The sequence below is a fragment of the Stenotrophomonas sp. FW305-C-20-S1 genome, assembly GCF_058783335.1.
The window spans coordinates 19,369-42,795 of record NZ_JBYTEK010000008.1; the positions used below are offsets into that span (position 1 = coordinate 19,369).

The window sequence follows — 23,427 nt, forward strand, 5'->3', positions numbered from 1 at the left end:
CAGCCCGTCGGGAAGCCGCTTGGCGCACGCCCATACGGCGCTGCTCACCTTGCGCAGGCACTCGCCTGCGCGGCGGCGCGCGCCTTGTCTGGCCGCACGCCAAGTGCCTTCACACTCACCCTGACGCACACGCCGTGCTCTTCCTGGAGCGCATCATGAGGCCACCGGATGCCTCGACTAGATCACAGGTTGCTGCAACGCCGCAATACACGGTTGCAGGCGCAACCAAAGCGCCGGCAAACGCTTGCCGGCGCGGGGTTCCTCAGCCGCAGCGGACGCCGCTTACCACGTCCTTTGCGTCCACTTCGATGTTCAGGCGGTCGCCCAGGAACTCCATCGTGGTGACGTCATTGGGGTGCAGCACGCGCAGCTGCTTGGCCGCGGCATCTTCCTGGGCCTGCTTGCCGAGCGCTTCGGTGTAGGGCTGGCCGACCAGGCTCTGCACCTGGCTGGCATCGCAGTTGCCGACCGGCGGTGCTTCGGTGGCCTTGCCGGCTTCGTCGGCCGGCGCCTTGGCGGCCTCGGCGGCCTGCTGTGCGTGGGCGGTGGCCGAATCCTGCTCATCCAGCGACGGCGCCTGGCAGGCGGTCAGGGCCAGCACGGCCGGCAGCAGCAGGGCGGAGAGGGAACGGGCGCGGATCGGGAACGACATCATGACTCCGGAATGGAAGGGACGGTGAAAGGCCGAGCATAGCGGCGAACCCGCCCTCACGTGTTTGTCTTGCGTTATTGACGTGGCCACGCCGCGCCGATCGGCAGACTGCAGGCATGCCAGCGACCCCCACACCCGAACGCCAGGCCGCGCGCGCCGCCGGCCTGCGCTACGTCGATGACACCCAGCCCGGTTTCAGCCGCGTCCGCGCCGGCAAGGGTTTTTCCTATCGCGATGCCGATGGTCATGCCGTGCGCGATGCCGCCACCCTGCAGCGCATCCGCGCGCTGGCCATTCCACCGGCCTATACCGCCGTGTGGATCTGTGCCCGCGCCGATGGCCACCTGCAGGCGACCGGCCGCGACGCGCGCGGGCGCAAGCAGTACCGCTACCACGCCGACTGGGCGGCCGTTCGCGACGCCGGCAAGTTCGACCGCACCATCGCCTTCGGCCAGGCGTTGCCAGCGCTGCGGCGGCGCCTGGGCCGCGACCTCAAGCGCAGCGGTTTCCCGCGCGAGAAGGTGCTGGCGGTCGTGGTCGCGCTGCTGGCCGACACGCTGGTGCGGGTGGGCAATGAAACCTATGCGCAGGAGAACAAGTCATACGGCCTGACAACGTTGCGCAACCGTCACTTGGACCTGCTTCGGGGTGGCCGGGTGCGCATGCGCTTCCGGGGCAAGTCCGGGCAGTTGCAGGAGGTGGTGGTCGGTGACCGTCGGCTGGGCGCGCTGGTGCGCAGCGTGCAGCAGCTGCCGGGTCAGGCCCTGTTCCAGTACCGCGACGACGCGGGCGAGGTGCAGCCGGTGGATTCGGGCGCGGTCAACGACTACCTGCGCGAGGTGATGGGCGAGGACTTCACCGCCAAGGACTTCCGCACCTGGGGCGGCACGATGGCGGCGGTGCAGGCCTTCGCCGCCACCGAGCTGCCCGAGCCGGCCAGCCAACGCGCGCTGGCCAAGGCGCAACGCGAGGTGGTGTGCCAGGTGGCTGCGCGCTTGGGCAATACGCCAGCGGTATGCCGCAAGGCCTACATCGATCCCTGCGTGTTCGCCGGTTGGGAACGCGGCGAACTGACCGCACTGGCGGGCCTGCGCGGCCCGCGGCAGTGGGAGCAGGCCACATTGAAGGTGCTGCGCCGGGCCCGGCGGCTCAGCCGCAAGGCAGGTCAGCCGCAGTAGATGGCGGTGATGTTGTTGGTGCGGCCGGTTTCGATGGTCAGGCGATCCCCACCTTCCGTGGCTGCGCCGGCGGCCGGATCGGCAGCGCCGCTGGCGGTGTTGCCGCTGCGCTCGCGGCTGCCGCGGGTTACCTGCACGTGCAGGCTGTCGCTGTCCACGCGCGCACGTTCGATGGTCATGCCCGAAGCGGCCAGGCCGACTGCGCCGCGCACCTTGTCGGTGTGGCACTGGCCTGAAATCACCCCATCGATCGGCTGGACCTGGGCGACCGGGCTGCTGCTGCAGGCGGCGAGAGCGAAGCAGACGGTGGCGGTGGCAATGGCATGTTTCATGGGGGACGTTCCTCGTGTTGTGGCCTGCAGGGTGCGACGACACGCGTGGTGGCGGAATGAATGCCGTGCACGCGATGGACACAGTGCGCTCACTGCCGCCAACAGCCTGCGTGGAGACACTGCACGAGCGGCGCACGCCGCCCCCGGTACTGCGGCGCACGCGCCCCGGTAGTGCCGGCCGCTGGCCGGCAACCCCCATCCTCCCGAGGAGACCTGCATGGCCACCACCAAGAAGACCCCCGCCCGCCGCAAGGCATCGCCAAAGGTACGCAAAGGCACCCAGGCAGCGCCCGCCGCCGCCGAAGCCACCACGTCCGATCGCCCGCGCGTGGTGAAGACCGCCACCCGCAAGGCCGCCGCTTCCGATCCGCGCGCGGCGCGTGTCGCAGCACGGCAGCGGCGCCTGCAGGACCAGGAAAAAGCGAAGGATGTACGCGTAGCGAAGAAGGCGGCAAAAAAGAAGACCGCCACCCAGGCCGGACCGCGCCATCAGCCGGAGAAGATGCCGGCGCAGCATCTGGCCAAGCCCGGCCATGAGCACGCACTGGAACTGGCGCCGCGCTTCCTCGCGCCGGATTACGTCGGCAGCGGCAAGCTGCAAGGGATGCGAGCCATCGTCACCGGTGGTGATTCCGGCATCGGCCGTGCGGTGGCGGTACTGTTCGCCCGCGAAGGCGCCGACGTTGCCGTGCTGCATCTGGATGAAGCCAAGGACGCCGAGTTGACGCGTCAGCACGTGGAAAAAGAGGGCGGCCGCTGCGTGGTGATCGCCGGCGACGTGCGCGACCCGCGCTTCTGCGACAAGGCAGTCAAACAGGTGGCCAAGGCGTTTGGTGGCATCGACATCCTGGTCAACAACGCGGCGTTCCAGCTGCACTGCGAGCGCCTGGAAGACCTGGAAGATGCGCACCTGCAGGAAACCCTGCAGACCAACATCGGCGGCTACATCCAGATGGCACGCGCAGTGCTGCCACACCTGGGCGAGGGCGCCAGCATCATCAACACCGGCTCGGAAACCGGCCTGTTCGGCAGCAAGGCACTGATCGATTACTCGGCTACCAAGGGGGCGATCCATGCGTTCACCAAGGCGCTGGCCAGCCAGTTGCTGCCACGCGGCATCCGGGTCAACTGCGTGGCGCCGGGTCCGGTGTGGACGCCGTTGAACCCGGCCGACAAGCAGGCCAAGGACGTGGCCGAGTTCGGCAAGGACAGTGACATGGGGCGGCCGGCACAGCCCGAAGAGCTGTCGCCGGCCTATGTGTTCCTGGCCTCGCCGGCCTGCGCCAGCTACATCAGCGGGGTGATCCTGCCGGTGATGGGCGGGCCGCGCGGCTAGCGCGCGGCGGCAACGCCCTTGGGCGCGGCAGTGTAGAAACCGGCGATGCGCGGTATGAACTGCTGCGGATTGGCGCCGACCAGATTGGTCAGCACGACAACGGCGAGTTCGCGCTCGGGATAGACGATGAAGGCCGAGCGCGCACCGCCCATGCCACCCACCTGCAGGTCGGGTGCGGTGTTGAACACCGGCCAGCCTGCGGCCCAGTCGCCGGCACTGCCATCATTGAGGCGTTCGGCCGTCCACATCTGCTGCACCGCGCGCTGCTCCAGCAGGCGTCCCTCCTGCAATGCAACCAACCAGCGCGCGGTGTCATCGGCCGTGGTGAGGATGCCGCCGCCGGCCCACAGGCTGGGCGGCATGTCGTAGAACCAGTGCGACAGGCGTGGCGTCGCATCCTTTGCATCGGTGGCGCGTGGCAGGTAGCTGTACATCGTCGCCACATCCGGGATCAGGTCGTAGCTGTCGCCAAAGGTGGTGCGTGCCATGCGCGCGGTGGAGAACTGGCCGGTGGCCAGGAAGCGTTCGTAGGGCATGCCGGATTGCCGCGCGATGATCCGCGCCAGCAGCAGGTAGTTGGTCTGGTTGTACTGGAAGCGCTCGCCGGCCCTGGCCTCTGCCGGCAGCGCGCGGACCGCCTGCCATGCGTCCTGTTCCGAGCCCCCACCCAGCAATCCCTCTGCATCGAGGATGTCGGGCAGGCCGGAGGTGTGGGCGAGCAGCTGGCGCACCCGCACTGCCCGCCAGCTTTCGGGCAGGTCGTCGAGATAGCGCGCGATGGGCGCGTCCAGATCCACCCGCCCGTCCTGTGCCAGCTGCGCCAGGGCGACGCCGGTGAAGGATTTGGTGGCCGAGTTGAGCGGGAACCGGGTGCTGCGGGTGGCGACCACGCCGTTCTCGACGTTGGCCAGCCCATAGGTTTCCGACAGCACCACCTGGCCATCCTTGACCACCGCGATCTGCAGGCCCGGGATGCGCTGTTCCTGCATGGTCTGGCGGATGAAACGACGGGTCTGGTCGTTGGCCTGGTCCTGGTTGGCGGAGACGGCGGCGAAGGGCAGCAGGCTGATGATCATGAGCAGGGTTCGTAGCGTCTGGCGAGGCATGCGGGTTCCCGGAGGGCGGAAAGATCGGCGGCGGTGACGGCCGCCGCAGGCGACAGGCCATGGGTCGGATGCGCGCCCGGCGTAAAAGGTTTAAGCCGGCTGCGCGCCCTACCGTTCGTCGGCCCATGACTTCCGGGGGGTTGACTACAGGTGTCGTCATGGCAACAGTAGCGACACGTGTAGTCAAGGGAGTGTTGTCATGCGTGGCAAGACCATCGGGGACCAGGAACTGGCCCTGCTGCAGTATGTGGATGAGCAGGCACCGGCCAGCGTCGGCGAGGTCGCCAGCGGCTATGGCGAACCGCGCGGACTGGCCCGGTCCACGGTGTTGACGATGATGGAGCGCCTGCGCGCCAAGGGTTACCTGCAGCGCAGGCAGCAGCAGGGTGTCTACCGTTACCAGCCCACCCGTGGCCCGGAGAGCGTGCTGCAGGGCGCCGTTGCCCAGTTCGTCGACAACACGCTGCAGGGCTCGGTGTCGCCATTCGTGGCGTACCTGTCGCAGCGGCAGAAGGTCAGCGACAACGAACTGGCCGAACTGGAAGCGCTGGTGGCCGAACTGCAATCGCGTCGCCAGGAGGACTGAGCCATGGATACCTCGATGTTGATTCCGATGCTGGAACGGCTGGGCTGGACCAGCCTGCAGACTGTGCTGCTGGTGGCGCTGGTGTACCTGCTGTGCCGTGCGCTGCCGGCACTGTCGGCGGCCACCCGTTGCCGGTTGTGGTGGCTGGTGTCGCTGCAGGCGGTGGTCGGTCTGTTGTGGAGCCAACCGCTGCAGCTGGCCTGGTTGCCCGCACCCGATGCGGTGGCCATGACGACCGTGGATCTTGCGGCGGACGCGATATATACGATGGCACCGGAGGCATCGGCGCACCTGCTGGCGAACACGCCGATGGGTGATGTCGGCAGCACCCCGGTGGCCTGGTGGGCGTTGGCCCTGGCCGCGCTGTGGATGTCCGGTGTACTGCTGATGGCGTTGCGGACCTTCGGCGAATGGCGCCGTTGCCGTGCGCTGCTGGCGGCGTCGTATCCGTGCGAGGACCAGGCGCTGGTGCAGGCGCTGCAGCTGGCCTCGGATGCGCACGGCCTGCGCCGCGCGCCGCGCCTGTGGATGAGCGACCAGGTGGACGCGCCGCAGCTGGTCGGGCCGTTCCGTCCGGTGCTGCTGCTGCCGGCGGGAATGAACGCGCTGCAGGGCGATGCGCTGGACCTGGCGCTGACCCACGAGCTGCAACACCTGCAGCGTCGTGACCTGCAGTGGGGGCTGCTGCCTGCCTTGGCCCAGCACCTGTTCTTCTTCCATCCGCTGCTGCGCCTGGCCGTGCGCGAATACGCCCAAGCCCGCGAGGAAGCCGTGGATGCGGCGGTGGTCGGCCAGCACGGTGCCAGCCGCCATGCCTATGGCCGGTTGCTGCTGCAGCTGGGTGTGGCGCCGCAGCCACACCTCGGCGTGGCCAGCGCAGCGCCCAGCACCACCAGCCTCAAGCGCCGCCTGCTGTCACTGCAGTCGCATCGGGCGTGCCCACGCCTGCTGGCCGTCGGCTTGACGCTGGTTGTATTGGCCGTGGGTGTGGCGCCGATGCGGCTGGTGGCCGCGCCGGTCCCGCCTGCACCGCCGGCACCGCCGCGCGCTGTGCCAGCGCCGCCGCCGCCGCCCGCAGCCCCCCCGGCACCGGCAGCGCCGCCTGCCGCAGCGGTACCGGCAGAGCCGGCCGACTGGGCCGAGCCGGCAGAACCGGCCGAGCCTGAGGAACCTGCCGACGTCAATGAAGACGAGGAGCAGGACGCAGGCACCCATGCGCACTCGCAGACCACCATCGTCACCCATGGCCAGCTGGATCTGGGTACGCCGCCACAGCAGGCCTTCGTCCTCGTCGATCACGGCCAGGCGTTCGCCAATGCCGGCATGGACGATGTGATGCAGGCGCGCAGCCGGCTTGGTGACGGCCCCGCCCTGTGGTTCCGCCAGGGCGACAAGCGCTACGTCGTGCGCGATCCGATGCTGATCCAGTCGTTGCAGCGTGCCTATGCCGGCGCCGTCGACCTGAGCCGCCAGCAGAGTGAACTGGGGCGCCAGCAGAGTGTGCTGGGTCGTCAGCAGGGCCAGCTCGGCCGCGAGCAGGGCGAGCTGGGCAGGCTGCAGGGCGAAGAGGCGCGTGAGATCGCCCTCGCCGCCGCACGGGCTGCACGCAGTGCGATCAACAATCGCGACATCAATCGCGAAGCGGCAGCCGAAGCGGCGCGGGCTACACGCGGCGCGGTGGATGATGCGGCGATTGCACGCAAGGCTGCGGCCGAAGCACAGCGCGCATCACAGGTTGCCCGCAACCAGGCGCTGCAGTCCGAGCGTAGCCGCGAGATGAGCCGACTCGCCAGCCAGCAGGCCGCGCTGGGAAGCCAGCAGGCGGCACTGGGCAGTCAACAGGCCGCGTTGGGTGAGCGCCAGGCACGGCTGCAGGCACAGGCAGCGAAGCAGGCAGAGCAGGTCATCGCGCGTGCGCTGGCCAGCGGCAAGGCCGAGCGGCTCTGACAGAGCGGAGCGCCGGGCCATGCCCGGCGCCCGCAGCGGCGCGTATGCGAATGGAATTCGCCGGGCAGGGCCCGGCGCTACCCCATCAACCGCAGCTGGCGCGTTCGATACGGTTCTGCGCGTCCACCTGCACGGTCACCCGGTCCTGGCGGAAGTCCATGGTCACCGCCATCCCCGGTTTGACCACGCGTGCGTTGCGCGCGCCACTGTCGGCCACCAGCTTCTTGATCGTCGCTTCGTCGGCGGTCTTGCCGGTGAATGCGTCCAGCGCCTCGGGGCGGCACTCCTGCGGACCATCGGACACCTTGGCTGGCAGGCTGCCGGCATCGGCGGAGGCGTTGCCACCGGCATGGCTGCAGGCGGCCAGCGGCAGGATGGCTGCAAGCAGCAACAGGGGGGATCGACGCATGGCAGTACTCCTGGGTGGTGTTCAGTAGCGGCAGTGTCGCCGAGCCCTGTGTCAGTGATGTCAACGCGGCCTGGATCCGCCCTCTCCGTTCATCCGCTTACCAGCGCCAGGGTCTCCCGTTCGCGCTGCTCTTCCCGCACCAACCGCTGCAGTAGCAGCGCCAGGGTCACCACGTCCTGGTGGTTGTGGTCGGCCACCCGGCGCAGATTCAGCGCATCGCCGCCGCGCAGGTAACGCAGCCATGCGGCGGGGGCTTCCGAGCCGGGCAGGTCATCTTCGCGCACCACGCGCAGCAGTTGCCGCTCGATGGTGGACAGCTTGCAGTTCTCCCACGTACCGCGGTAACGGCGGCGAGTGGGATACAGCAGGTCGACATGGTCCAGCGCGGTGATGGGATCGGCCTGGCGGGCCAGCCGATAGCGTGTCTTCAGCAGTGGGGCATCGTAGCTGCGGCCGTTGTAGCTGCAGAACACGGTATGCGGCTGCAGCCAGCTGGCGAAAGCGGCCAGCATCTCCTCCTCGGCAGCCATCGTCGACATCAGCAGCTGGCGGATGCGCAGGCCTTCGCCACGCTGCGGGCACACATGCCAGTCGGCGGCGCCGATCATGAAGGCGCGGGTGCCTGTGCCGCCGGCCAGGCCGGTGGTCTCGGTATCGAAGAACAGCAGGTCGCGCGCAGCCACGTGCTCACCCTCGCGCTTGGCGAAGGCCAGCGACAGCGGCATGGCGGGAATCGGCTGCGGCAGCAGTGACTCGATCAGGAACAGGCCGGGCGCAATCTCGTTGCCGGGCAGTTGGCGATCCTGCGCGCTGGCGCGTGCCGGCGCAGGTCCAACCCGCGAGCGCATGCCGAGCAGGCGATGCAGGCTGCCGACCTCGGGCCGTCGCAGTGTTGCCGGCGCAGGCGTGGTGGTGGCGGTGCCGGTCGGCTTGTGGCGGATCTCCTGTTCCACCCAGGCAAACACCGAACGCTCGGCCGGTGGCTGCCGCGCATCGTTGGCGGCCATCAGTGCCGGCGGCGTCTGCTGCGTCGGCGCGGCAGGCGTGGCTGCTTTCGGGTCACCCGCCTGCTTGCGAAGCAGCCGCAGCTTGTCCAGGCTCAGGCTCACGGGGCGATCAGCTCCATCGGGTCGCGCGTGCTCACCACCACATCGGCCACCTGCTGGCAGGCCTGCGCATCGAACAGGTCGAGCACGCGCAGCGCCAGCGCACGCGGCGAGGTTTCATCCTGTTCCTGCGCGGCCAGCACCGGGCCGACGCAGGCAGGGCAACCCGCCTTGCAGTCGCAACGCTGTACCAGTTCGCGCGCGCGCTGCACCAGCTCGGCCTGGCGCTGCCACAGCGGCTCGCTCAGGCCGACGCCACCGGGGAAATTGTCGTACAGGTATACGGTCGGCACGAATTCCTGCAGCAGTTCCACCGCGCCAGGCTCGCCATCGCTGCCCCGCAGCTGGCCGCGCCCGCTCTGGTCGGCAATCGCGATCCAGGTGCCATCGCCGTTGCCCACCGACTTCTGCAGGTCGCGCGCATCGGCCATCACCGCCACCGTGGCTACGATGTGCAGTGCATAGGCGGCGCCGAGGAACCCATCCAGCGCATCCTGCTTGCTGGCGAAGGCGCGCAGCAGCAGCGCCTGCGGCAGCTGCCACCACACCGCGGTGGTGTGCAGTTCCTGGTCGGGCAGGTTGACCGGGCCGTAGCCGATGTTCTCGTGGGTGTAGTACCGGATCTTCTTGTAACCGGCCACGCGGCGCACCACGTGCACTTCGCCATGGTGCGAATCACCACGGCCGGCCACGCCGCCATCGAAACGGTCCAGCACCTTGAGCTTGGTGAAGTCGATGCTGTCGGTGTAATAGTCCACGTGGGTGCGGGTGACGTAGGCCTTGCGGCCTTCCCAGTCCAGCGTTTCCACCTGGTAGGGCGTGGACTGCACCATGTGGATGGCGCCTTCGTACAGGGTCAGCGCGGCAGCGGAGTAGTCCACTTCGGCGATGATCTGCTGGCGGCCATCGCTGCGGTCGACCACCACGAAGTTGCCATCGGCCACCGCGCGCAGGCTGACCGCGTTGGCCGGATAGCTGTCGGCGATCCACTCCCAGCGTTCGCCTTCGCGGTGGATGACCTCGGTTTCGGCCAGTGCTTCCAGGAACACTTCAGGATCGATCGGGCCGAAGCCATCGCCGACCCGGAACGGCAGTTCGAACGCCGCGCAGCGGATGTGATCGAACAGGATCAACGGCTGGTCGGGCGCGATGCGTGCGTGTTCCGGCGACGCCTCGGCGAAGAAGTCCGGATGGCGCACCACGTACTGGTCCAGTGGCTGCGAACTGGCCACCATCACTCCGAGCGCGGGCTGCTGGCGGCGTCCGGCGCGGCCGAAGCGTTGCCAGGTGGCAGCCACGCTGCCGGGGTAACCGTTGAGGATCACCACGTCCAGGCTGCCGATGTCCACGCCCAGTTCCAGCGCCGAGGTGCTGACGATGCCGTCGATGTTGCCGGCACGCATCGCACGCTCGGTCTCGCGGCGCTCGGTGGGCAGGTAGCCGCCGCGGTAGGCGCGGATGCGTGGTGGCTTGCGCGGATCGTGATCGAAGATGTCCTTCAGGTACTTGGTCAGCACCTCCACCATCAGCCGGGTCTGCGCGAACACCAGCGTCTTCAGCCCGGATTTGATCGCGATGCGGGCGATGCGGTTGCTCTGCGAGCGCGCCGAGGCACGCAGGCCCAGGTCGGGGTTGATCACCGGCGGATTCCACAGCAGCACCTGCTTCGGCCCGCTGGGTGCACCGGATTCGGTGATGGCGGTGACCGGTGCTTCGATCAGCGCCTCGGCATGCGCCTGCGGGTTGCCGATGGTGGCCGAGCACAGGATGAACTGCGGTTGCACCCCGTAGAACGCGCAGATGCGCTTGAGCCGGCGCAGCACGTTGGTGACATGGCTGCCGAACACGCCGCGATAGGTGTGCACTTCGTCGATGACGATGTAGCGCAGGTTCTCGAAGAACTGCGCCCACTTGGTGTGATGCGGCAGGATCGCTTGGTGCAGCATGTCCGGGTTGGAGACCACGATGTCGCCATGCAGGCGGATCGCCTGCCGCGCGTCGCCGGGGGTGTCGCCGTCGAAGGTGAAGGCCTTCACTCCGAGGTCGCCGGCGCGGTTGAGCTCCAGCAGTTCGGCCACCTGGTCCTGTGCCAGTGCCTTGGTGGGGAACAGGTACAGCGCCTTGGCCTTGTCCTGCATGGCGGCGCTGACCACCGGCAGGGTGTAGCACAGCGACTTGCCGCTGGCGGTGGGGGTAACGATGGCGACGTGGTCGCCACGCTGGCTGGCCTCCCATGCCTCGGCCTGGTGGCTGTAGAGCTGTTCGATGCCACGTGCCTTCAGTGCCGCAGTCAGGGCCGGTGGCACGGAATCAGGAATCGGCGCATAGCGGCCTTCGCGGCCGGGAATGGCGAAGCTGCCGGTGATGCGATCCTGGTAGCGGCGCTGCAGGCGTGCACTGAGCAGTGCGCCATCGCGCGCGGGCAGGCCATCGCGGGTGGCGAGCTGCTGCTCCGCATCGGCGGTGCGCTTGGCGAGTTCGTAGGCCATGGAGGATGGAGCCGGGACATTCTTCGAGGGGTCACATGGCACCACATTCACGTCTCAGGATGTGAGACACAGCGATGGGATGGAGTGAATCATTCAGTGCCGTGCGCTGTGCGCTGAACGCCTTTGCCACCTCCAACGAAATCTGAAGCCCGCACCCGTATCCTCGACACCTGGACGCAACAGGCAAGGGTGATGGCTGTGGCAAAACGGGCAACACAGGTAGCACTTCTGGCCGGCATGCTGCTGGCGGGCATCGCGCACGCGCAGCAGACGACGCCGGCGGCCGTACCCGTGCCCACGCCTGATCCCGTACCGGCACCTGCCGTGCCGCCCGCTGCTGATGACGCGCCCGTGGTCCTGCCGCCTGCGCAGGGGAACGTGACCACGCTGGGCGAAGTGCGTGCGCTCAAGCCCGAAGACGACCAGCCGCTGGACCTGTACCGCTTCAAGAACCCGATGCGCGCGGAGAACAACCGCTTCAGCCGCGACTGGAGTGAGCCGCCCTCGCCCGAGCAGGTCAGTATGGGCGGCGGTTACATCATGATGGGCGTGGTCAAGGGCGTGATGGCTGCGGCCAAGGGCCTGAACAAGATCACGGGTGGGCCGGACCAGATCCAGTCGGCCATCGCGCGGCCGCCACCGGAACTGAGCGCCGAGCAGCAACGGCGCGCGCTGCAGTTCTGCGCCCAGCAGGATGGTTGCGGCGCACCGCCGGAGAAGTAGGCGGTATCCTGCGGGCCTTCCCTTCGAGGCTGCCTGGATGCTGCTGCGTACCCTGTTCCTGCTTGCAACGCTGAGCCCGCTTGCCGCGTTCGCCAGCGACCTGACCGATGGCGGTTCGTGCCGCAATGGCGCGTTCCCTTCGGAACAATCGGGCTTTGCCTTGGCCAAGGTGGTGGGCACGCCGCGCCTGTACCTGCTGGGCGACATGGATGGCTGCCCGGCCAAGGGCGAACCCGCCTGCCGCCAGCGCAGCTACGTGGTGAGTGGCGATACGGTGGTGACCGGGCGCGATCTTGGCCGCTACCGCTGCGCGTTCTTCCCGAACAAGGTGGGTGGCAGCGCAGGCTGGGTGGATCGCAGCAAGCTGCAGGTGGTGCCGGTACCCGCGCCGACGCTGCACGCCTGGTCGGGAGACTGGAAGGACAGTGACAACGGCCTGCGCATCCGTGTGCGTGACGGCCGCCTGCACGTGGAGGGTGATGCCTACTGGCCCTCGGCCAACCCGACACCGGCAGAACGCCCGGGCGGCCCGAACATCGGCGCGGTAAGCGCGCAGGCAGTACCGCGTGGTGCCCAGGTCGACTTCGTGGAGGACACCTGCACGGTGCACGCGCAGCTGCTGGGCGATGTGCTGATCGTGGCCGACAACAGCGAGTGCGGCGGCATGAACGTGCGCTTCAACGGTGTGTATCGGCGCAAGTAAATTCACGCCATGCGTGGATGAAACGCGCGGACGGCCCGGCGCCAACCAAGGCGGCATCTACCCTGCACGGCATCAGTAGATCCACGCCATGCGTGGATGGTGTTCGCGATCCAAACGGTGGGGTCAGGGCCCTTTCGCAGGCGAAAGGGATCCGATCCCGGGATCAGCGTCGGCGCTCAAGCCACCAGAGCAGCGATGCGCACAGCACGAACGCCAGCCACCACGGCCAGCGCGGCCCTGGTACACGCTGGCTCGCCTGCGCGGTTGCTGGCGCCGCAGTGGCCAGCCGCTGCGCGGTGGCATCAGTCATCGCCTGCCGGTGCAGGGCAGGGGCCTGCTTCGGATCGAACACGTAGCGCCACTGCGTGCGGTCGCCGTGCTGCAGGCGCTGCCAACCGGCCTGGCGCGGCCACCAGCCCGCGCATCGTGTTGTGCCGGTGATGCTGTCGACGATCAGCGGCACGCCATCGCCGCGTCGTCCGTCGAAGGCCCGCAGCGGTGCCTGCACGCCGCACAGTGACTGCCGTTCGCCGGCCCAGGCCAGTGCCTGTGTCGACCACGGTCCTTCGGTACCGGGCTGCGCGCGAGCGAGGGAGGCGAACACCGTGCTCCACAACTCACCGTGGCGATCCTCGCGACCGGCCAGTACCCAGCGCCAGCTGTCCGTGATCGGCAGCAGCCCGATGCGCCCCTTGCCGACGGCGCGCCACCCACCGATGGGATTGCCGTCGCGATCCTGCAGCAGGGGGCGGCTGTCGGCTGCCTGCAGCGCCAGGTACTCCAGCGCCGGCAGCGCCGCGGCGTGCGACGCGCGGTCGGCGTCTTCGCCATCAGCGGTGGGCAGGGTGCCGGCGGCAAGCGGCCCGCGACGTGCCTGCAGCATCGTTGCGTCACCCTCGCCGGGCATCGCCGCAACCTGACTGCCGGCATCGCCCTGCACGGGCAGGCCTAGATCGCGCAGGCGTTGCCGTGCGCTGGCTGATGGCGCGCCGGTACTGCGCACCAGCAGGCCCAGGCCATCGCGCAGGGCCTGGCGCACGGCCGCCAGCTGAGCGGCACCGAGCGCGGCCAGGCTGCGTTCGTCGAGCAGCAGCAGATCGCTGCGCGCCAGCGTGGAGGCGTCCAACGCCACGTTGCCGTCGCCCAGGCTGAGGCCTGCGCCGGTCTCGGCCTGCACCTGCACGCGGATGCCGGCATCGGTGGCCCAGCGGCGCAGGTACTTCAGTTCGGCGCCGGGGGCAGCCGAGCGCACCAGCACGCGCAGCGGAGCGGCGGCCAGTGTCTGCTGCGGCACCGGCACGCTGTCGGCCACATGGCCCTGCGCATCCAGCAGGCGCAGTTGGAACACGCTGCGGCCCTCGGCGCGGGCGATGCCGCTGAGCTGCACATGGCCGTCCGCCGCCAGCGGTGCACGATCGACCACCGCACCGGCCGGGTCCAGCAGTTCGGCCTGTGCGCGGTCTACCCCACGTGCCTGTGCGTGCACATCGAAGCGCGCACCGGGAGCGGTGTCCACGGGCGGCTGCAGGGCGATCCAGCCGTTGGCTGCAGGGGGTGCCTGCCAGCGCGTGTCGGCGGGCAGTGCGGCATCGCGGTCACGCGCGGCCAGGCCGGCACCGATCAGTGTCACCGTGGAGGACGGATAGCGGCGCAGTGCGGTGGCCAGGTCCGGCACGCGCGCTGCACCGGCCATATCGGTTGCTTCCGGCAGCAGCACCCGGGTGTCGCCGGTGGGCAGTGCACCGGTCTTGTCGGCCCCGGCGCCGATCACCACCAGGCCGGCCAGGGAGGCGCGCTGTGAGGGCGGCAGCAGGCAGACGTACAGCAGCGCAGCGGCGGCCGCCTGCAGCGTGAGCACGGCGATAAGACGGCCGCGCCTCTGCGTGGGCGTACGCAGCTGGCGTGCACTGGCCACGAGCACGATCAGCGCCAGCGCCACTGCGACCCACACGTTCAATGCCGATGTGCTCATGGCTGTGCCTGCAGCGCGTCGAGGTAGCGCTGCCCCATGGCATCGGCCGCACGGCGTCGCATCACCTGCGGCAGTGGCCGCTGCAGTGCGCGCCACAGCTGCGCGCGCAGGCGTTGCCGGCACTCGGTGCAGCCGGGGTCGATGCGTAGTTGTTCGATGGCGGCAGCCAGGTCCAGTGCATCGGGCAGGAAGGCATTGTTGCGCTGCTGCCAGGTGGCGAGCTTGTCCAGATCTGGCGTGCCGTCCTCGTCGCCCAATCGCTGCCAGGCCTCGACGACGGCCGGATCGGGCGGCGTGCGCGCGGCCAGCGGCAGGTCGCGGCTGGCCAGCCCGGCACGGTCGCCGCTCAGGCGCCGGCTCTCGTCGATCGGCGGCAGCTCCGGGCCGACGCGGGCCAGATAGATGCGCTCGGCCTGCTGCACCTGCTTGATGAACGCCAGCGCCTTGTAGGCAAACGGCAGGGCCTGCTCGGGGCGGCCCTGGCGCAGCTCGCCTTCGGCCGACCACATCTGGTCCAGCGCGGCCTTCAAGGTGGCGCGTGTCTGCGGGTCAAGCAGCGTCGCCGCCTCGGCGTGGTCGTGGGTATGCCCGTACTCGGACAGCACGTCGGTGGCGCTGCCGAACACCGGTGGCGTGTCATTGCCGCTGGCTGCGCCACCGTGGTCGTGGCCGTGCTCGTCGTGTGCGCCGGCCTCGGCGCCGTGACCGTGCTCATGATCGTCATCGTGTGCGTCTGCCGCCGGCGTATCGCTGGTGGGCAGGTCGCTTGTCGGCGGTGGCTTCGGCGCGCCCTCGCTTTCTTCGCCCAGGAACTGGCCGTAGCGCAGGCGCAGGATGCGCTGGTCGACGCCGATCGCATCGCTGCGCTTGATGAAGGTATCGGCGGCTACGCTCCGGCGTTCGCGGATCAACGCCTCGGCGTCGATGATGATCTGCCGCTGGCTGCGGAAGTACGCGGGCAGGGTCTTCTTGATGCGGCCTTCCAGTTCGGCACCGAGCACGGCCTCGGCGCTGGGCAGGCGCAGGATCACGCTGCTGCTGCGGCCGATTTGTGCTGCCGGCGCGTGGTTGTCGCGCACTTCCAGCTGGGCGATCACATCGTTGCCGGGCTGTGCGCCCAGCGCGGCCAGATCAAGGGTATGGGCAAAGCGCCGTGCCTTCGCCTCGCCGCTGCCGCTGAGCGTCACGCTGCGGCGTACGAAGGTGATGTTCTCGCCGCTGCCCTGGGTGATGGTGATCGACAGCGTCGCTTGTGGGGAGACGCCATGATCGTCGCTGGCCTCGAAGCGCAGCGTCCACTGCCGTTGCCCGGGGGTGCCCAGCACCAGGCTGGTGGCAGGCTCGATCACGCGCACCGTCGGCGCACGGTCGGCGACCACGTCGAGCCGATGCAGGCGGGTTTCGGCCAGCGCCGGTTCGCTGACCACGCGATACAGCACCGGGGTACGCGCTACGTCCTGCGCCTGCCATTCCCCATTGCGCTCGCGCAACGGCAGGCGTCGACCGTCGTGGAACTGCAGCCAGGCGTTGCTGGGTGCACGGTCGAAGCGCAGTGACCAGGACAGGCGACTGTCGGCGGCGACCTTGGCGTCGAGTGCGTTCTGCGTACGCGTGGGTTGGCCGGTGTAGGCCGGTGCGTCGATGCGCAGTCGAGTGGACTGCAGGCGCAATGGACCGGCCTTGGCGCTGCTTTGCGGCGAGGCAGGCGCCGTTGGGCGCGGTGCGCCGCTGTGCGGCCAGCCCAGTGCCAGCACAGCGACGGCGATGCCGCCAATCCAGCACAGCGCCACTGCCCTGCGTGGCCAGCGTGGTCGCAGCTCGGGGAGGTTGTGTTCAAGCGCAGCCAGCACGTGCGTGCGCTGGCGCTGCTGCAGTGGGTTGAGCGCAGCGCCATCGGCAAACAGCAGATCGGCGCTGTCTTCGCTGGCGCCACTGGCATCGAGCCTGCGCTGCAACCAGCGTCGGTCCAGCTGCCGGGCGCGCATCGTCGCGGCGGCCGCAATGATCAGCAGGGCCACGGTCGCCACGACGCAGGCGATATCGAAACCGGACACGCGCAGCGCGAGTGCAGCTGACGCCAGCGCCCACGGCAGGCCCCGCAGCAGGGTGATCGCCGCGCGGCGCCGACGTGCGCGCTGCCATGCCTGTTGCAGCGCCTTCATGGTGCAGCCCTGCGTCGCGCGCTGCTCGCCATCCAGCGCTCAAGCGTGAACAGCAGCACGATCACCAGCAGCAGCCAGGCGGTGGGTTCGCGCAGGGGCGGCGTTGCGGCGGGCAGGGGCGCCTGGCGTGGTGTCTGGTCCTGCGCATCACCCAGCTGCGGCGTTGATGGCGGTTGCAGGGCCTGCAGCAGGTCGCGCGCCAGGCCGTCATCGCGCAGTGCACTGTTGCGGGCCACGTTCCATTCGCCGGGCAGATGCAGCAGGCGGCCCTGGCCGATGCGCTGCTGCCACAGCAGCGGTGCATTGTCTGCATCGCGCAGCAGTACGGGTGCACCCGCTGGCGGTTTCGCAGCGGTCAGCACCGTGCCGCCCTGCTGCAGCCAGCGCTGCCAGGTGCCAGGCAGCGCATCGGTGGCGGTCCAGACGCCGATCTCGCCGCGGGCAGGCAACGCGTCGTCGGCCAGGGGGGCCGCCAATGGTTGCGTGCTCCACGCGTGCTGCAACGCGCCCAGCCATTGCAGCGCAGCGGCCGGTGCATCGCTGCGCGTACGCAGGCGTGGTGCCGGGGAAGCGTGTGGCGGCGCGGTGACGGCCAGCGCGTGTGGCTGCCACTGCACCTCGCGCGACAGCTGCAGGCGGGCACCATCAAGGCCGGGCAAGGGATCCGGTACGTGTACGGTCAGCGCGGTGCCGGCCGGCAACTGCGCGTCCAGCTCGCGCAGCAGGCTGGGCAGGGCAGCAGCGTCTGCCGGCGTGGGCTGGTCGATGGTGGGGAAGCCCGGCGCCAGCCAATGCCAGTTGCGCGCATTGGTGCTGCCGCGCAGCGCGGTCGCGTCCAGGACCGGTGCCACCACCGTCCACGCTGCTGGCACGGGCGCAGGACCGGTCAGCGCCGGGCGCGCCAGCAGCAGGGCCAGTGCGGCCAGCAACAGCAGGCGCACCAGCAACAGCGGCCAATCATCGAAGCGGATGCGCTGGCGCGGTCGCACCTGGGCGCGCAGCCAGCGCAGCGCAGCGAAATCCAGTGGCGTGTAGGGATGACGGCGGGCGAGGTGGATCAGCAGTGGCAGCAACCATGCGGCCAGCGCCGCCAGGCCCAGCGGAAACAGCAGGCTCATGCGCCGCCCCTGCGGCCGAACAGCGCCTGCAGCGGCTGGTCCAGCGGCTGATCCAGCCAACCGGTCGCGCAGGCGATGCCACTGGCCTGCAGGCGCGACTGCAGCGCGGCGCGCGCCTGGGCGAAGCGCTGCAGGTAGTCGGCGCGGATCGCGGCGCCATCGCCGAGAAGTTCATCGCCCGTTTCCGGATCGCGGAAACGATGGCCTGCGTCGAAGGGGAAATCGCGCTCGTCGGCCGTCAGCACCTGCAGCAGCATCACCTCGCGGCGGGCGCTGGCCAGCTGCTCCAGCAGCACGATGCCCGCGTCGTCGAAGCCATCGCCGATCGCCAGCAGCAGATCGCCGGGGCGCACGCGCTCCCACAGCGGTCGCAGCCGCTCTGCGGCCGGCCATGCGCCGCGCGCCTGCAGGGCATGCAGCTGCAGATGCACGCGGTCGCGCTGGCGCGCGCCCTGCGCGGCCGGCACCAGCTGCAGGCCTTCGCCGTTGATCGCCAGCAGGCCGAAGCGATCACCCTGCTGCAGCGCCAGCTCGACCACGCAGGCAGCCAGCTGCCGCATGTGATCCAGGCGGCTGCGTCCGGGCGCTGTACGGTCGGACTGGCCCGCCGAGGCCGTGGCATCGAGCAGCAGCCAGACGGCAATCGGGCTTTCGCGCTCGGATTCGCGCACGAAGAAGCGGTCCGAGCGCGCATACAGCTTCCAGTCGATCTGGCGCAGTTCGTCACCGGGCTCGTAGGCGCGGTACTGGGCGAATTCCAGGCCGGCGCCGCGGCTGCGGCTGGCATGCTGGCCGATGCCGCTCGCACCGCTGGCCAGGCGTGGCCGCAGGCGCAGCGCACGCAGGCGCGCACGCAGGTCGGGTGGCAGCAGCAGCGGCGTGCCTGCGGTCACCAGTGGATCAACCCGGGAAGGGAACGGCCTGCAGCAGTGCGGCGACCACATCGTCGGCCCGCTTCTGCTCGGCTTCGGCGGCAAAGGACAGCAGCAGGCGATGGCGCATCACCGGTGCCGCCAGCGCCTGCACATCCTCGCGGGTGGCGGCGAAGCGTCCCTGCAGCAGGGCGCGCGCCTTGGCGGCCAGTACCAGCGACTGCCCGGCACGCGGACCCGCGCCCCATTTCACCCACTGGTTGATCGCCGCCGGTGCGCCATCGCCGGGGCGGCTGGCGCGGACCAGGCGGGTGATCCAGGCCAGCACGTCGGGGCTGACATGCACCTGGCGCACCGCCGCCTGCAGCGCGATCACCGCTTCGGCATCCATCACCTTCGGCACGCTTTCCGTGGCACCGCCGGTGGTCTGTTCAAGGATCTGCCGCTCTTCTTCCTCGCTGGGGTAATCGACCAGCACATGCAGCAGGAAGCGGTCCAGCTGTGCTTCGGGCAAGGGGTAGGTACCGGCCTGTTCGATCGGATTCTGCGTGGCCAGCACGAAGAACGGCGCCGGCAACGTGTAGGTCGTGCCGGCGTAGCTGACCGTACGCTCCTGCATCGCTTCCAGCAGCGCCGCCTGGGTCTTGGGCGGGGTGCGGTTGAGCTCGTCGGCCAGCAGCAGGTTGGTGAAGATCGGGCCCTGCTGGAAGCGGAAATGGCGATGACCGGTGCCGTGGTCTTCTTCCAGCAGTTCGGTGCCCAGGATGTCGCTGGGCATCAGGTCCGGGGTGAACTGCACGCGCCGGAACTGCAGTTCCAGTGCCTGCCCCAGCGAGCGCACCAGCAGGGTCTTGCCCAGCCCCGGCGCGCCTTCCAGCAGGCAGTGGCCACCGGCCAGCAGGCCGATTAGCAGCTGCTCGACCACGGTGTGCTGGCCGACCACGGCGTGGGCCAGGGCGCTGCGCAGCGCATGCAGGCGCGGCAGCAGGGAATCGAGGTCGGGGGAGGTCATGGGCGTGGTCCGTTCAATTGTTCAATGCGTACATCACGATGTTGACGCCGAAGCGGGTGTTGTCTTCGGCCAGGAAACGCTTGTTGCGCCAGTCGTAGTCCCACTCGCAGCCGTAATCCTTGTTGCTGTAGAGCAGACCCAGCCGGCCATCGACCTCGATGCCTTTCAGGTAGTCGTGCACCAGGTCATCGCCCCAGCCGTTGAGCTCGAAGCTGGTCGCGGGCGGGCCGTCGGGGAAGCGGAAGAAGCTGCGGTACAGCGCGTGGCTGTTGGGTAGTTTCTGCAGCGCCTTCGGCCCGAACAGCCGGCCCATCTGCGCTTCGAACGAGGTGGCGAACAGGCCGTCGATATCGTGGTTGCAGTCGTCGACGAAAACAAAGCCGCCATTGCGCACGTAGCGCACGAAGTTCTGCCGTTCGGCGGCGTTGAACTCGACCAGGGTGTGCCCGGCCAGGTAGCAGAACGGCGCTTCCAGCATGCGTGGGTCGGCCAACGCCACCACGCGTTCCTGCGGGTCCACCCGCAGGGAGGTGTAGTCGATCAGCGAGGTGATCAGGTTGGACGGCATGCGCGCGTCCACGTCCCAGTCGCCGGAGTCGTACTGCAGGCGGGTGAACCAGAAGTCGTAGCGCGAACTGCGCGGGCCTGCCTGCGCCCATGCTGGCAGCGCCGCCGCCGAAGCGGCAGCGGCCAACCAGCGCAGGCAGGCCCGCCGATCCATCAGACCGCGTCGGACAACGAGGTAAAGGTGAAATCGCGCAGCTTCATCGGCGGAATCATCATCACGAAGTTGGACTCGTCACCGGCCACGCGCACCGGCTTGCCCAGCTCTTCGATGTTGTTGAGCATGATCACCGGCGATTCGTTGAAGCGGAAGTTCTTCACCGGGTACTTGATCTGCCCGTTCTCGATGTAGAAGGTGCCATCGCGGGTCAGGCCGGTCAGCAGCACGGTCTGCGGATCGACCATGCGGATGTACCAGGTACGGGTGACCAGGATGCCCTTCTGGGTGCCGCGCACCAGCTCGGCGGTGCTCTTCTCGCCACCGCTCATCAGCAGGTTGCCGGGCGTGGCCTTGGCGGTCTTGCCCTGCTTCTGTGCCCAGAAGCGCGAGTAGTCGAGGTTGGCGACCTTGCCGTTCTCGATGATGGCGATGCGCTCACGCGGCATGCCCTCGTTGTCCCACGGCAGCACCGGCGCGTCCGGGTGCCACGGGTCGGCATGCATGTTCACGCGCGGATCGTAGACCTGCTCGCCCAGCTTGTTGCCACCGCCCTTCTTCGACAGGAAGCTGCGCCCTTCATCGGCCGAGCGTGCGCTGAAGAAGTTCATCATGAAGCTGATCAGGCCGGCGGCTGCTGCTGGCTCCAGGATCACCGTGTACTTGCCGGGTTCCAGTGCCTTGGCTTCCTGCGACTCGGTCGCCTTGCGCATGGCGATGCGGATGTCCTGGTCGGCCTTGAAGTCGGCAGCGTCCTTCAGGTTGCGACCCACCCAGCCCGAACCACGGCCGTCTTCGGTGCGCACGGTGCAGGTGTAGTCGAAGTTGGTGGTGCGCTGGTAGCCGAAGTTGCCATTGCTGTTGGCGGTGGCGTAGAAACCCTGGCCGTCTTCGAGGAAGCCGGCAGCGATCAGCCCGTTGCCACGGCACGGCGCGATCGAATCGGCGGCGACCTTGGCGCGGAAGGCCGGATCGATGGCGGCGGTGGATTCGCTGAAGGTCGGGCTGGGGCGGTAGGTCTGCTTGCCGATGGCCGGCATGAACTCCGGGTTTTCCGGGGCCAGGCGGGCCAGGTCTTCGGCGCGACGCACCACGCGCTGCAGCGCCGCGTCGTCGAACTCGTTGATCGAGGCGGTACCCACGCGCTTGCCGAAGGCCACGGTGACGGCCAGTTCGGTGTTGTCGACGATGCCGCTGGTGGACACGTTGTTCAGCGCGAAACGGATGTTGCCGTTGATGGAACCGGCCAGTACGGCCGTGCACTCATCGGCCTTGGACAGGGCGATGACCTTGTCGAGGATGGCCTTGGCCTGGGCTTCGGTGAAGATACTCATGGTGTAAGGGCTCCTGACCGGTCAGCCGAGGCTGCGTGCGGTGTTGATGACGTTGATGCCGTTGAAGCGCGCGGTGGACGAACCGTGCGAGACCGCCGAGACCTGGCCGGGCTGGCCCTTGCCATCGAAGAACGAACCGCCCAGGCGGTAGTCGCGTTCATCGGCCACGGCGCTGCAGGCATTCCAGAATTCCGGCGTGCGGATCTGGTAGGCCACGTCTTCGAGCATGCGGGTGATCTTTCCGTTCTTGATCTCGTAGAACAGCTGGCCGCCGAACTGCGCGTTGTAGCGCTGCTGGTCGATCGAGAACGAACCATCCCCGATGATGTAGATGCCGTTCTCCACGTCCTTGATCATGTCCGACACGCTCAGCGGCGACTTGCCCGGCGCCATCGACACGTTGGCCATGCGCTGGAACTGCACGCTGGACCACGAGTCGGCATAGCAGCAGCCATCGGATTCGGTCTTGCCGAGGATGTGGGCCTGGTCGCGGATGGTCTGGTAGTCGACCAGCTTGCCGTTGCTGATCAGGTCCCAGCGCTTGCACTTCACGCCTTCATCGTCGTACGCCACGGCGCCGAGGCTGCCCGGTTGGGTCTTGTCGGCGAAGATGTTGACCTTGTCGCTGCCGTACTGGAAATGCTGCTCGCGCTTGTCCAGGGTGGCGAAGCTGGTGCCGGCGTAGTTGGCTTCGTAGCCGAGCACGCGGTCCAGTTCCAGCGGGTGGCCGATCGACTCGTGGATGGTCAGCCAGGTGTGCGACGGATCCAGGATCAGGTCGTACTTGCCGGGCTTCACCGACGGCGCCTTCAGCTTCTCCTGCGCCTGCTTGGCCGCCGCGATGGCATCTTCCTTCATGTCGTAGGACGAGCCGTAGTTGACCACGCCATTGGGCGTGAGCACCTTGCCGGCAGCCGCGCCATCGAGGTACTCGTAGCCCAGGCCCATCGGTGCGGACAGGCCTTCGCGGGTGCGGAACTTGCCGCTGGCCTTGTCGATGGCGGTGATCGTCATCGGTGCCCAGATGCGGTGCACGTCCTGGTCGATGTAGGAACCGTCGGTGGAGGCGAAGTACTTCTGCTCGTTCACCAGGAACAGCATCGAGTTGACGAAGCTGGCACCGGCGCCCATCGCCGCAGCGTTGACGTCCAGCAGCAGGTCGACCTTCTCCTTGATCGGCACCTCCATCGCATTCTTGCGGATCGGCGTCTTCCAGCTGACCTCGCCGACGCCCGGCGCCTTGGCCAGCTGCACCGGCGCGGTCTGCACGCCCGCGTTGGCCTTGGCGATCGCCGCGGCCTGCTGCGCGGCACGGGCCACGTCGGCGGTGCTGAGCGCATTGGTGGCGGCAAAGCCCCAGGCGCCGTTGACGATCACGCGGATGCCCACACCGGTGGACTCGGTGTTGACCACGTTCTGCACCTTGTCCTCGCGGGTGATCACGAACTGCCGCAGGTAGCGGCCGATGCGCACGTCGCAGTAGGTGGCGCCGGCGCTGCGCGCAGCCTGCAGGGCGGCGTCGGCCAGGCGCTTCTTCAGCGCAGGGTCGAGGCTGGACTGCAGTTGCTCGGCGGCGATCGCCTTGCCGAAGAACGACGGCACGATCAGGCCGCCAGCGGTAAGCCCGGTCAGGGCCAGGAAGTCACGTCTGTGCAAGGCTGCTCTCCAT

General features: G+C 68.8%; 20 protein-coding genes. 6 read left to right on the forward strand and 14 right to left on the reverse strand.

Annotation, left to right across the window (positions count from 1 at the left end; translation table 11 throughout):
- Window positions 1–262: 262 nt before the first annotated feature.
- On the reverse strand, window positions 263–652 hold the full coding sequence (locus AC3WTC_RS06100) for an I78 family peptidase inhibitor (RefSeq protein ID WP_025876043.1): 390 nt from the start codon (window positions 650–652) through the stop codon (window positions 263–265).
- 116 nt (window positions 653–768) lie between these two features.
- On the opposite strand from AC3WTC_RS06100, the gene AC3WTC_RS06105 reads away from it, so the two are divergent.
- Window positions 769–1,830, forward strand: a complete 1,062-nt coding sequence (locus AC3WTC_RS06105; protein WP_032978407.1) for a DNA topoisomerase IB — start codon at window positions 769–771, stop codon at window positions 1,828–1,830.
- Here AC3WTC_RS06105 and AC3WTC_RS06110 read toward each other — a convergent pair.
- Window positions 1,818–2,162, reverse strand: coding sequence for a hypothetical protein (locus tag AC3WTC_RS06110; protein WP_492711031.1), 345 nt, complete (start codon window positions 2,160–2,162; stop codon window positions 1,818–1,820). The genes AC3WTC_RS06105 and AC3WTC_RS06110 overlap by 13 nt on opposite strands.
- A gap of 217 nt (window positions 2,163–2,379) precedes the next feature.
- On the opposite strand from AC3WTC_RS06110, the gene AC3WTC_RS06115 reads away from it, so the two are divergent.
- Window positions 2,380–3,498: an SDR family oxidoreductase gene (locus AC3WTC_RS06115; protein ID WP_492711033.1), complete on the forward strand. Its 1,119-nt coding sequence runs from the start codon at window positions 2,380–2,382 to the stop codon at window positions 3,496–3,498.
- Here the strand turns inward: AC3WTC_RS06115 and AC3WTC_RS06120 are convergent.
- Window positions 3,495–4,574 (reverse strand): serine hydrolase domain-containing protein, encoded by a 1,080-nt coding sequence (locus AC3WTC_RS06120; protein ID WP_140228145.1) that lies wholly within the window; start codon window positions 4,572–4,574, stop codon window positions 3,495–3,497. The genes AC3WTC_RS06115 and AC3WTC_RS06120 overlap by 4 nt on opposite strands.
- A 229-nt stretch (window positions 4,575–4,803) precedes the next feature.
- Here AC3WTC_RS06120 and AC3WTC_RS06125 point away from each other — a divergent pair, with 229 nt between their 5' ends.
- Both AC3WTC_RS06125 and AC3WTC_RS06130 read left to right on the forward strand, forming a co-directional pair.
- Window positions 4,804–5,190, forward strand: coding sequence for a BlaI/MecI/CopY family transcriptional regulator (locus AC3WTC_RS06125; protein ID WP_025876036.1), 387 nt, complete (start codon window positions 4,804–4,806; stop codon window positions 5,188–5,190).
- A 3-nt stretch (window positions 5,191–5,193) separates the two neighbouring features.
- Window positions 5,194–7,137 carry a M56 family metallopeptidase gene (locus tag AC3WTC_RS06130; protein WP_105163212.1) on the forward strand — a complete coding sequence of 648 codons (1,944 nt, stop codon included), beginning with the start codon at window positions 5,194–5,196 and terminating at the stop codon, window positions 7,135–7,137.
- An 85-nt stretch (window positions 7,138–7,222) separates the two neighbouring features.
- Here AC3WTC_RS06130 and AC3WTC_RS06135 read toward each other — a convergent pair whose 3' ends face one another.
- The 3 genes from AC3WTC_RS06135 to AC3WTC_RS06145 form a co-directional block, all read right to left on the reverse strand.
- On the reverse strand, window positions 7,223–7,546 hold the full coding sequence (locus AC3WTC_RS06135) for an I78 family peptidase inhibitor (RefSeq protein ID WP_025876032.1): 324 nt from the start codon (window positions 7,544–7,546) through the stop codon (window positions 7,223–7,225).
- An 89-nt stretch (window positions 7,547–7,635) separates the two neighbouring features.
- Window positions 7,636–8,655 carry a ribonuclease H-like domain-containing protein gene (locus tag AC3WTC_RS06140; RefSeq protein ID WP_492711037.1) on the reverse strand — a complete coding sequence of 340 codons (1,020 nt, stop codon included), beginning with the start codon at window positions 8,653–8,655 and terminating at the stop codon, window positions 7,636–7,638.
- Window positions 8,652–11,141, reverse strand: coding sequence for a DEAD/DEAH box helicase (locus AC3WTC_RS06145; protein WP_025876028.1), 2,490 nt, complete (start codon window positions 11,139–11,141; stop codon window positions 8,652–8,654). The genes AC3WTC_RS06140 and AC3WTC_RS06145 overlap by 4 nt, the downstream gene beginning before the upstream one ends.
- 192 nt (window positions 11,142–11,333) lie before the next feature.
- Here AC3WTC_RS06145 and AC3WTC_RS06150 point away from each other — a divergent pair, with 192 nt between their 5' ends.
- Window positions 11,334–11,864, forward strand: coding sequence for a hypothetical protein (locus tag AC3WTC_RS06150; RefSeq protein ID WP_105163214.1), 531 nt, complete (start codon window positions 11,334–11,336; stop codon window positions 11,862–11,864).
- Between the two features lie 37 nt (window positions 11,865–11,901).
- Window positions 11,902–12,567, forward strand: coding sequence for a hypothetical protein (locus tag AC3WTC_RS06155; RefSeq protein ID WP_492711039.1), 666 nt, complete (start codon window positions 11,902–11,904; stop codon window positions 12,565–12,567).
- A gap of 163 nt (window positions 12,568–12,730) precedes the next feature.
- Here AC3WTC_RS06155 and AC3WTC_RS06160 read toward each other — a convergent pair whose 3' ends face one another.
- Genes AC3WTC_RS06160 through AC3WTC_RS06195 form a run of 8 tightly spaced genes read right to left on the reverse strand, consistent with a single transcriptional unit; the run spans window position 12,731 to window position 23,414 of the window.
- The gene (locus AC3WTC_RS06160; protein ID WP_492711041.1) at window positions 12,731–14,539 is read right to left on the reverse strand and encodes a hypothetical protein; all 1,809 of its coding nucleotides are present in this window, start codon (window positions 14,537–14,539) and stop codon (window positions 12,731–12,733) included.
- The gene (locus tag AC3WTC_RS06165; RefSeq protein ID WP_492711042.1) at window positions 14,536–16,701 is read right to left on the reverse strand and encodes a hypothetical protein; all 2,166 of its coding nucleotides are present in this window, start codon (window positions 16,699–16,701) and stop codon (window positions 14,536–14,538) included. Before AC3WTC_RS06165 ends, AC3WTC_RS06160 begins: the two co-directional genes overlap by 4 nt.
- A complete protein-coding gene (locus AC3WTC_RS06170) occupies window positions 16,698–17,819 on the reverse strand; it encodes a BatA domain-containing protein (RefSeq protein ID WP_492711044.1) in 1,122 nt (373 codons plus the stop codon). Before AC3WTC_RS06170 ends, AC3WTC_RS06165 begins: the two co-directional genes overlap by 4 nt.
- Window positions 17,816–18,712: a DUF58 domain-containing protein gene (locus AC3WTC_RS06175; protein ID WP_140228156.1), complete on the reverse strand. Its 897-nt coding sequence runs from the start codon at window positions 18,710–18,712 to the stop codon at window positions 17,816–17,818. Before AC3WTC_RS06175 ends, AC3WTC_RS06170 begins: the two co-directional genes overlap by 4 nt.
- 7 nt (window positions 18,713–18,719) lie before the next feature.
- Entirely contained in the window at window positions 18,720–19,703 is a 984-nt protein-coding gene (locus AC3WTC_RS06180; protein WP_025876016.1) for an AAA family ATPase, read from the reverse strand.
- A 13-nt stretch (window positions 19,704–19,716) separates the two neighbouring features.
- Window positions 19,717–20,424, reverse strand: a complete 708-nt coding sequence (locus AC3WTC_RS06185) for a DUF4159 domain-containing protein (protein ID WP_025876014.1) — start codon at window positions 20,422–20,424, stop codon at window positions 19,717–19,719.
- Entirely contained in the window at window positions 20,424–21,758 is a 1,335-nt protein-coding gene (locus tag AC3WTC_RS06190; protein WP_099786305.1) for a TldD/PmbA family protein, read from the reverse strand. Before AC3WTC_RS06190 ends, AC3WTC_RS06185 begins: the two co-directional genes overlap by 1 nt.
- Window positions 21,759–21,779: 21 nt before the next feature.
- Window positions 21,780–23,414, reverse strand: coding sequence for a TldD/PmbA family protein (locus AC3WTC_RS06195; RefSeq protein ID WP_105163219.1), 1,635 nt, complete (start codon window positions 23,412–23,414; stop codon window positions 21,780–21,782).
- Window positions 23,415–23,427: the final 13 nt, after the last annotated feature.

Coding starts and splice junctions, on each gene's coding strand:
- AC3WTC_RS06100 (WP_025876043.1), bottom strand. CDS start 652: ATGTCGTTCCCGATCCGCGCCCGTTCCCTCTCCGCCCTGCTGCTGCCG.
- AC3WTC_RS06105 (WP_032978407.1), top strand. CDS start 769: ATGCCAGCGACCCCCACACCCGAACGCCAGGCCGCGCGCGCCGCCGGC.
- AC3WTC_RS06110 (WP_492711031.1), bottom strand. CDS start 2,162: ATGAAACATGCCATTGCCACCGCCACCGTCTGCTTCGCTCTCGCCGCC.
- AC3WTC_RS06115 (WP_492711033.1), top strand. CDS start 2,380: ATGGCCACCACCAAGAAGACCCCCGCCCGCCGCAAGGCATCGCCAAAG.
- AC3WTC_RS06120 (WP_140228145.1), bottom strand. CDS start 4,574: ATGATCATCAGCCTGCTGCCCTTCGCCGCCGTCTCCGCCAACCAGGAC.
- AC3WTC_RS06125 (WP_025876036.1), top strand. CDS start 4,804: ATGCGTGGCAAGACCATCGGGGACCAGGAACTGGCCCTGCTGCAGTAT.
- AC3WTC_RS06130 (WP_105163212.1), top strand. CDS start 5,194: ATGGATACCTCGATGTTGATTCCGATGCTGGAACGGCTGGGCTGGACC.
- AC3WTC_RS06135 (WP_025876032.1), bottom strand. CDS start 7,546: ATGCGTCGATCCCCCCTGTTGCTGCTTGCAGCCATCCTGCCGCTGGCC.
- AC3WTC_RS06145 (WP_025876028.1), bottom strand. CDS start 11,141: ATGGCCTACGAACTCGCCAAGCGCACCGCCGATGCGGAGCAGCAGCTC.
- AC3WTC_RS06150 (WP_105163214.1), top strand. CDS start 11,334: ATGGCTGTGGCAAAACGGGCAACACAGGTAGCACTTCTGGCCGGCATG.
- AC3WTC_RS06155 (WP_492711039.1), top strand. CDS start 11,902: ATGCTGCTGCGTACCCTGTTCCTGCTTGCAACGCTGAGCCCGCTTGCC.
- AC3WTC_RS06160 (WP_492711041.1), bottom strand. CDS start 14,539: ATGAGCACATCGGCATTGAACGTGTGGGTCGCAGTGGCGCTGGCGCTG.
- AC3WTC_RS06165 (WP_492711042.1), bottom strand. CDS start 16,701: ATGAAGGCGCTGCAACAGGCATGGCAGCGCGCACGTCGGCGCCGCGCG.
- AC3WTC_RS06170 (WP_492711044.1), bottom strand. CDS start 17,819: ATGAGCCTGCTGTTTCCGCTGGGCCTGGCGGCGCTGGCCGCATGGTTG.
- AC3WTC_RS06180 (WP_025876016.1), bottom strand. CDS start 19,703: ATGACCTCCCCCGACCTCGATTCCCTGCTGCCGCGCCTGCATGCGCTG.
- AC3WTC_RS06185 (WP_025876014.1), bottom strand. CDS start 20,424: ATGGATCGGCGGGCCTGCCTGCGCTGGTTGGCCGCTGCCGCTTCGGCG.
- AC3WTC_RS06190 (WP_099786305.1), bottom strand. CDS start 21,758: ATGAGTATCTTCACCGAAGCCCAGGCCAAGGCCATCCTCGACAAGGTC.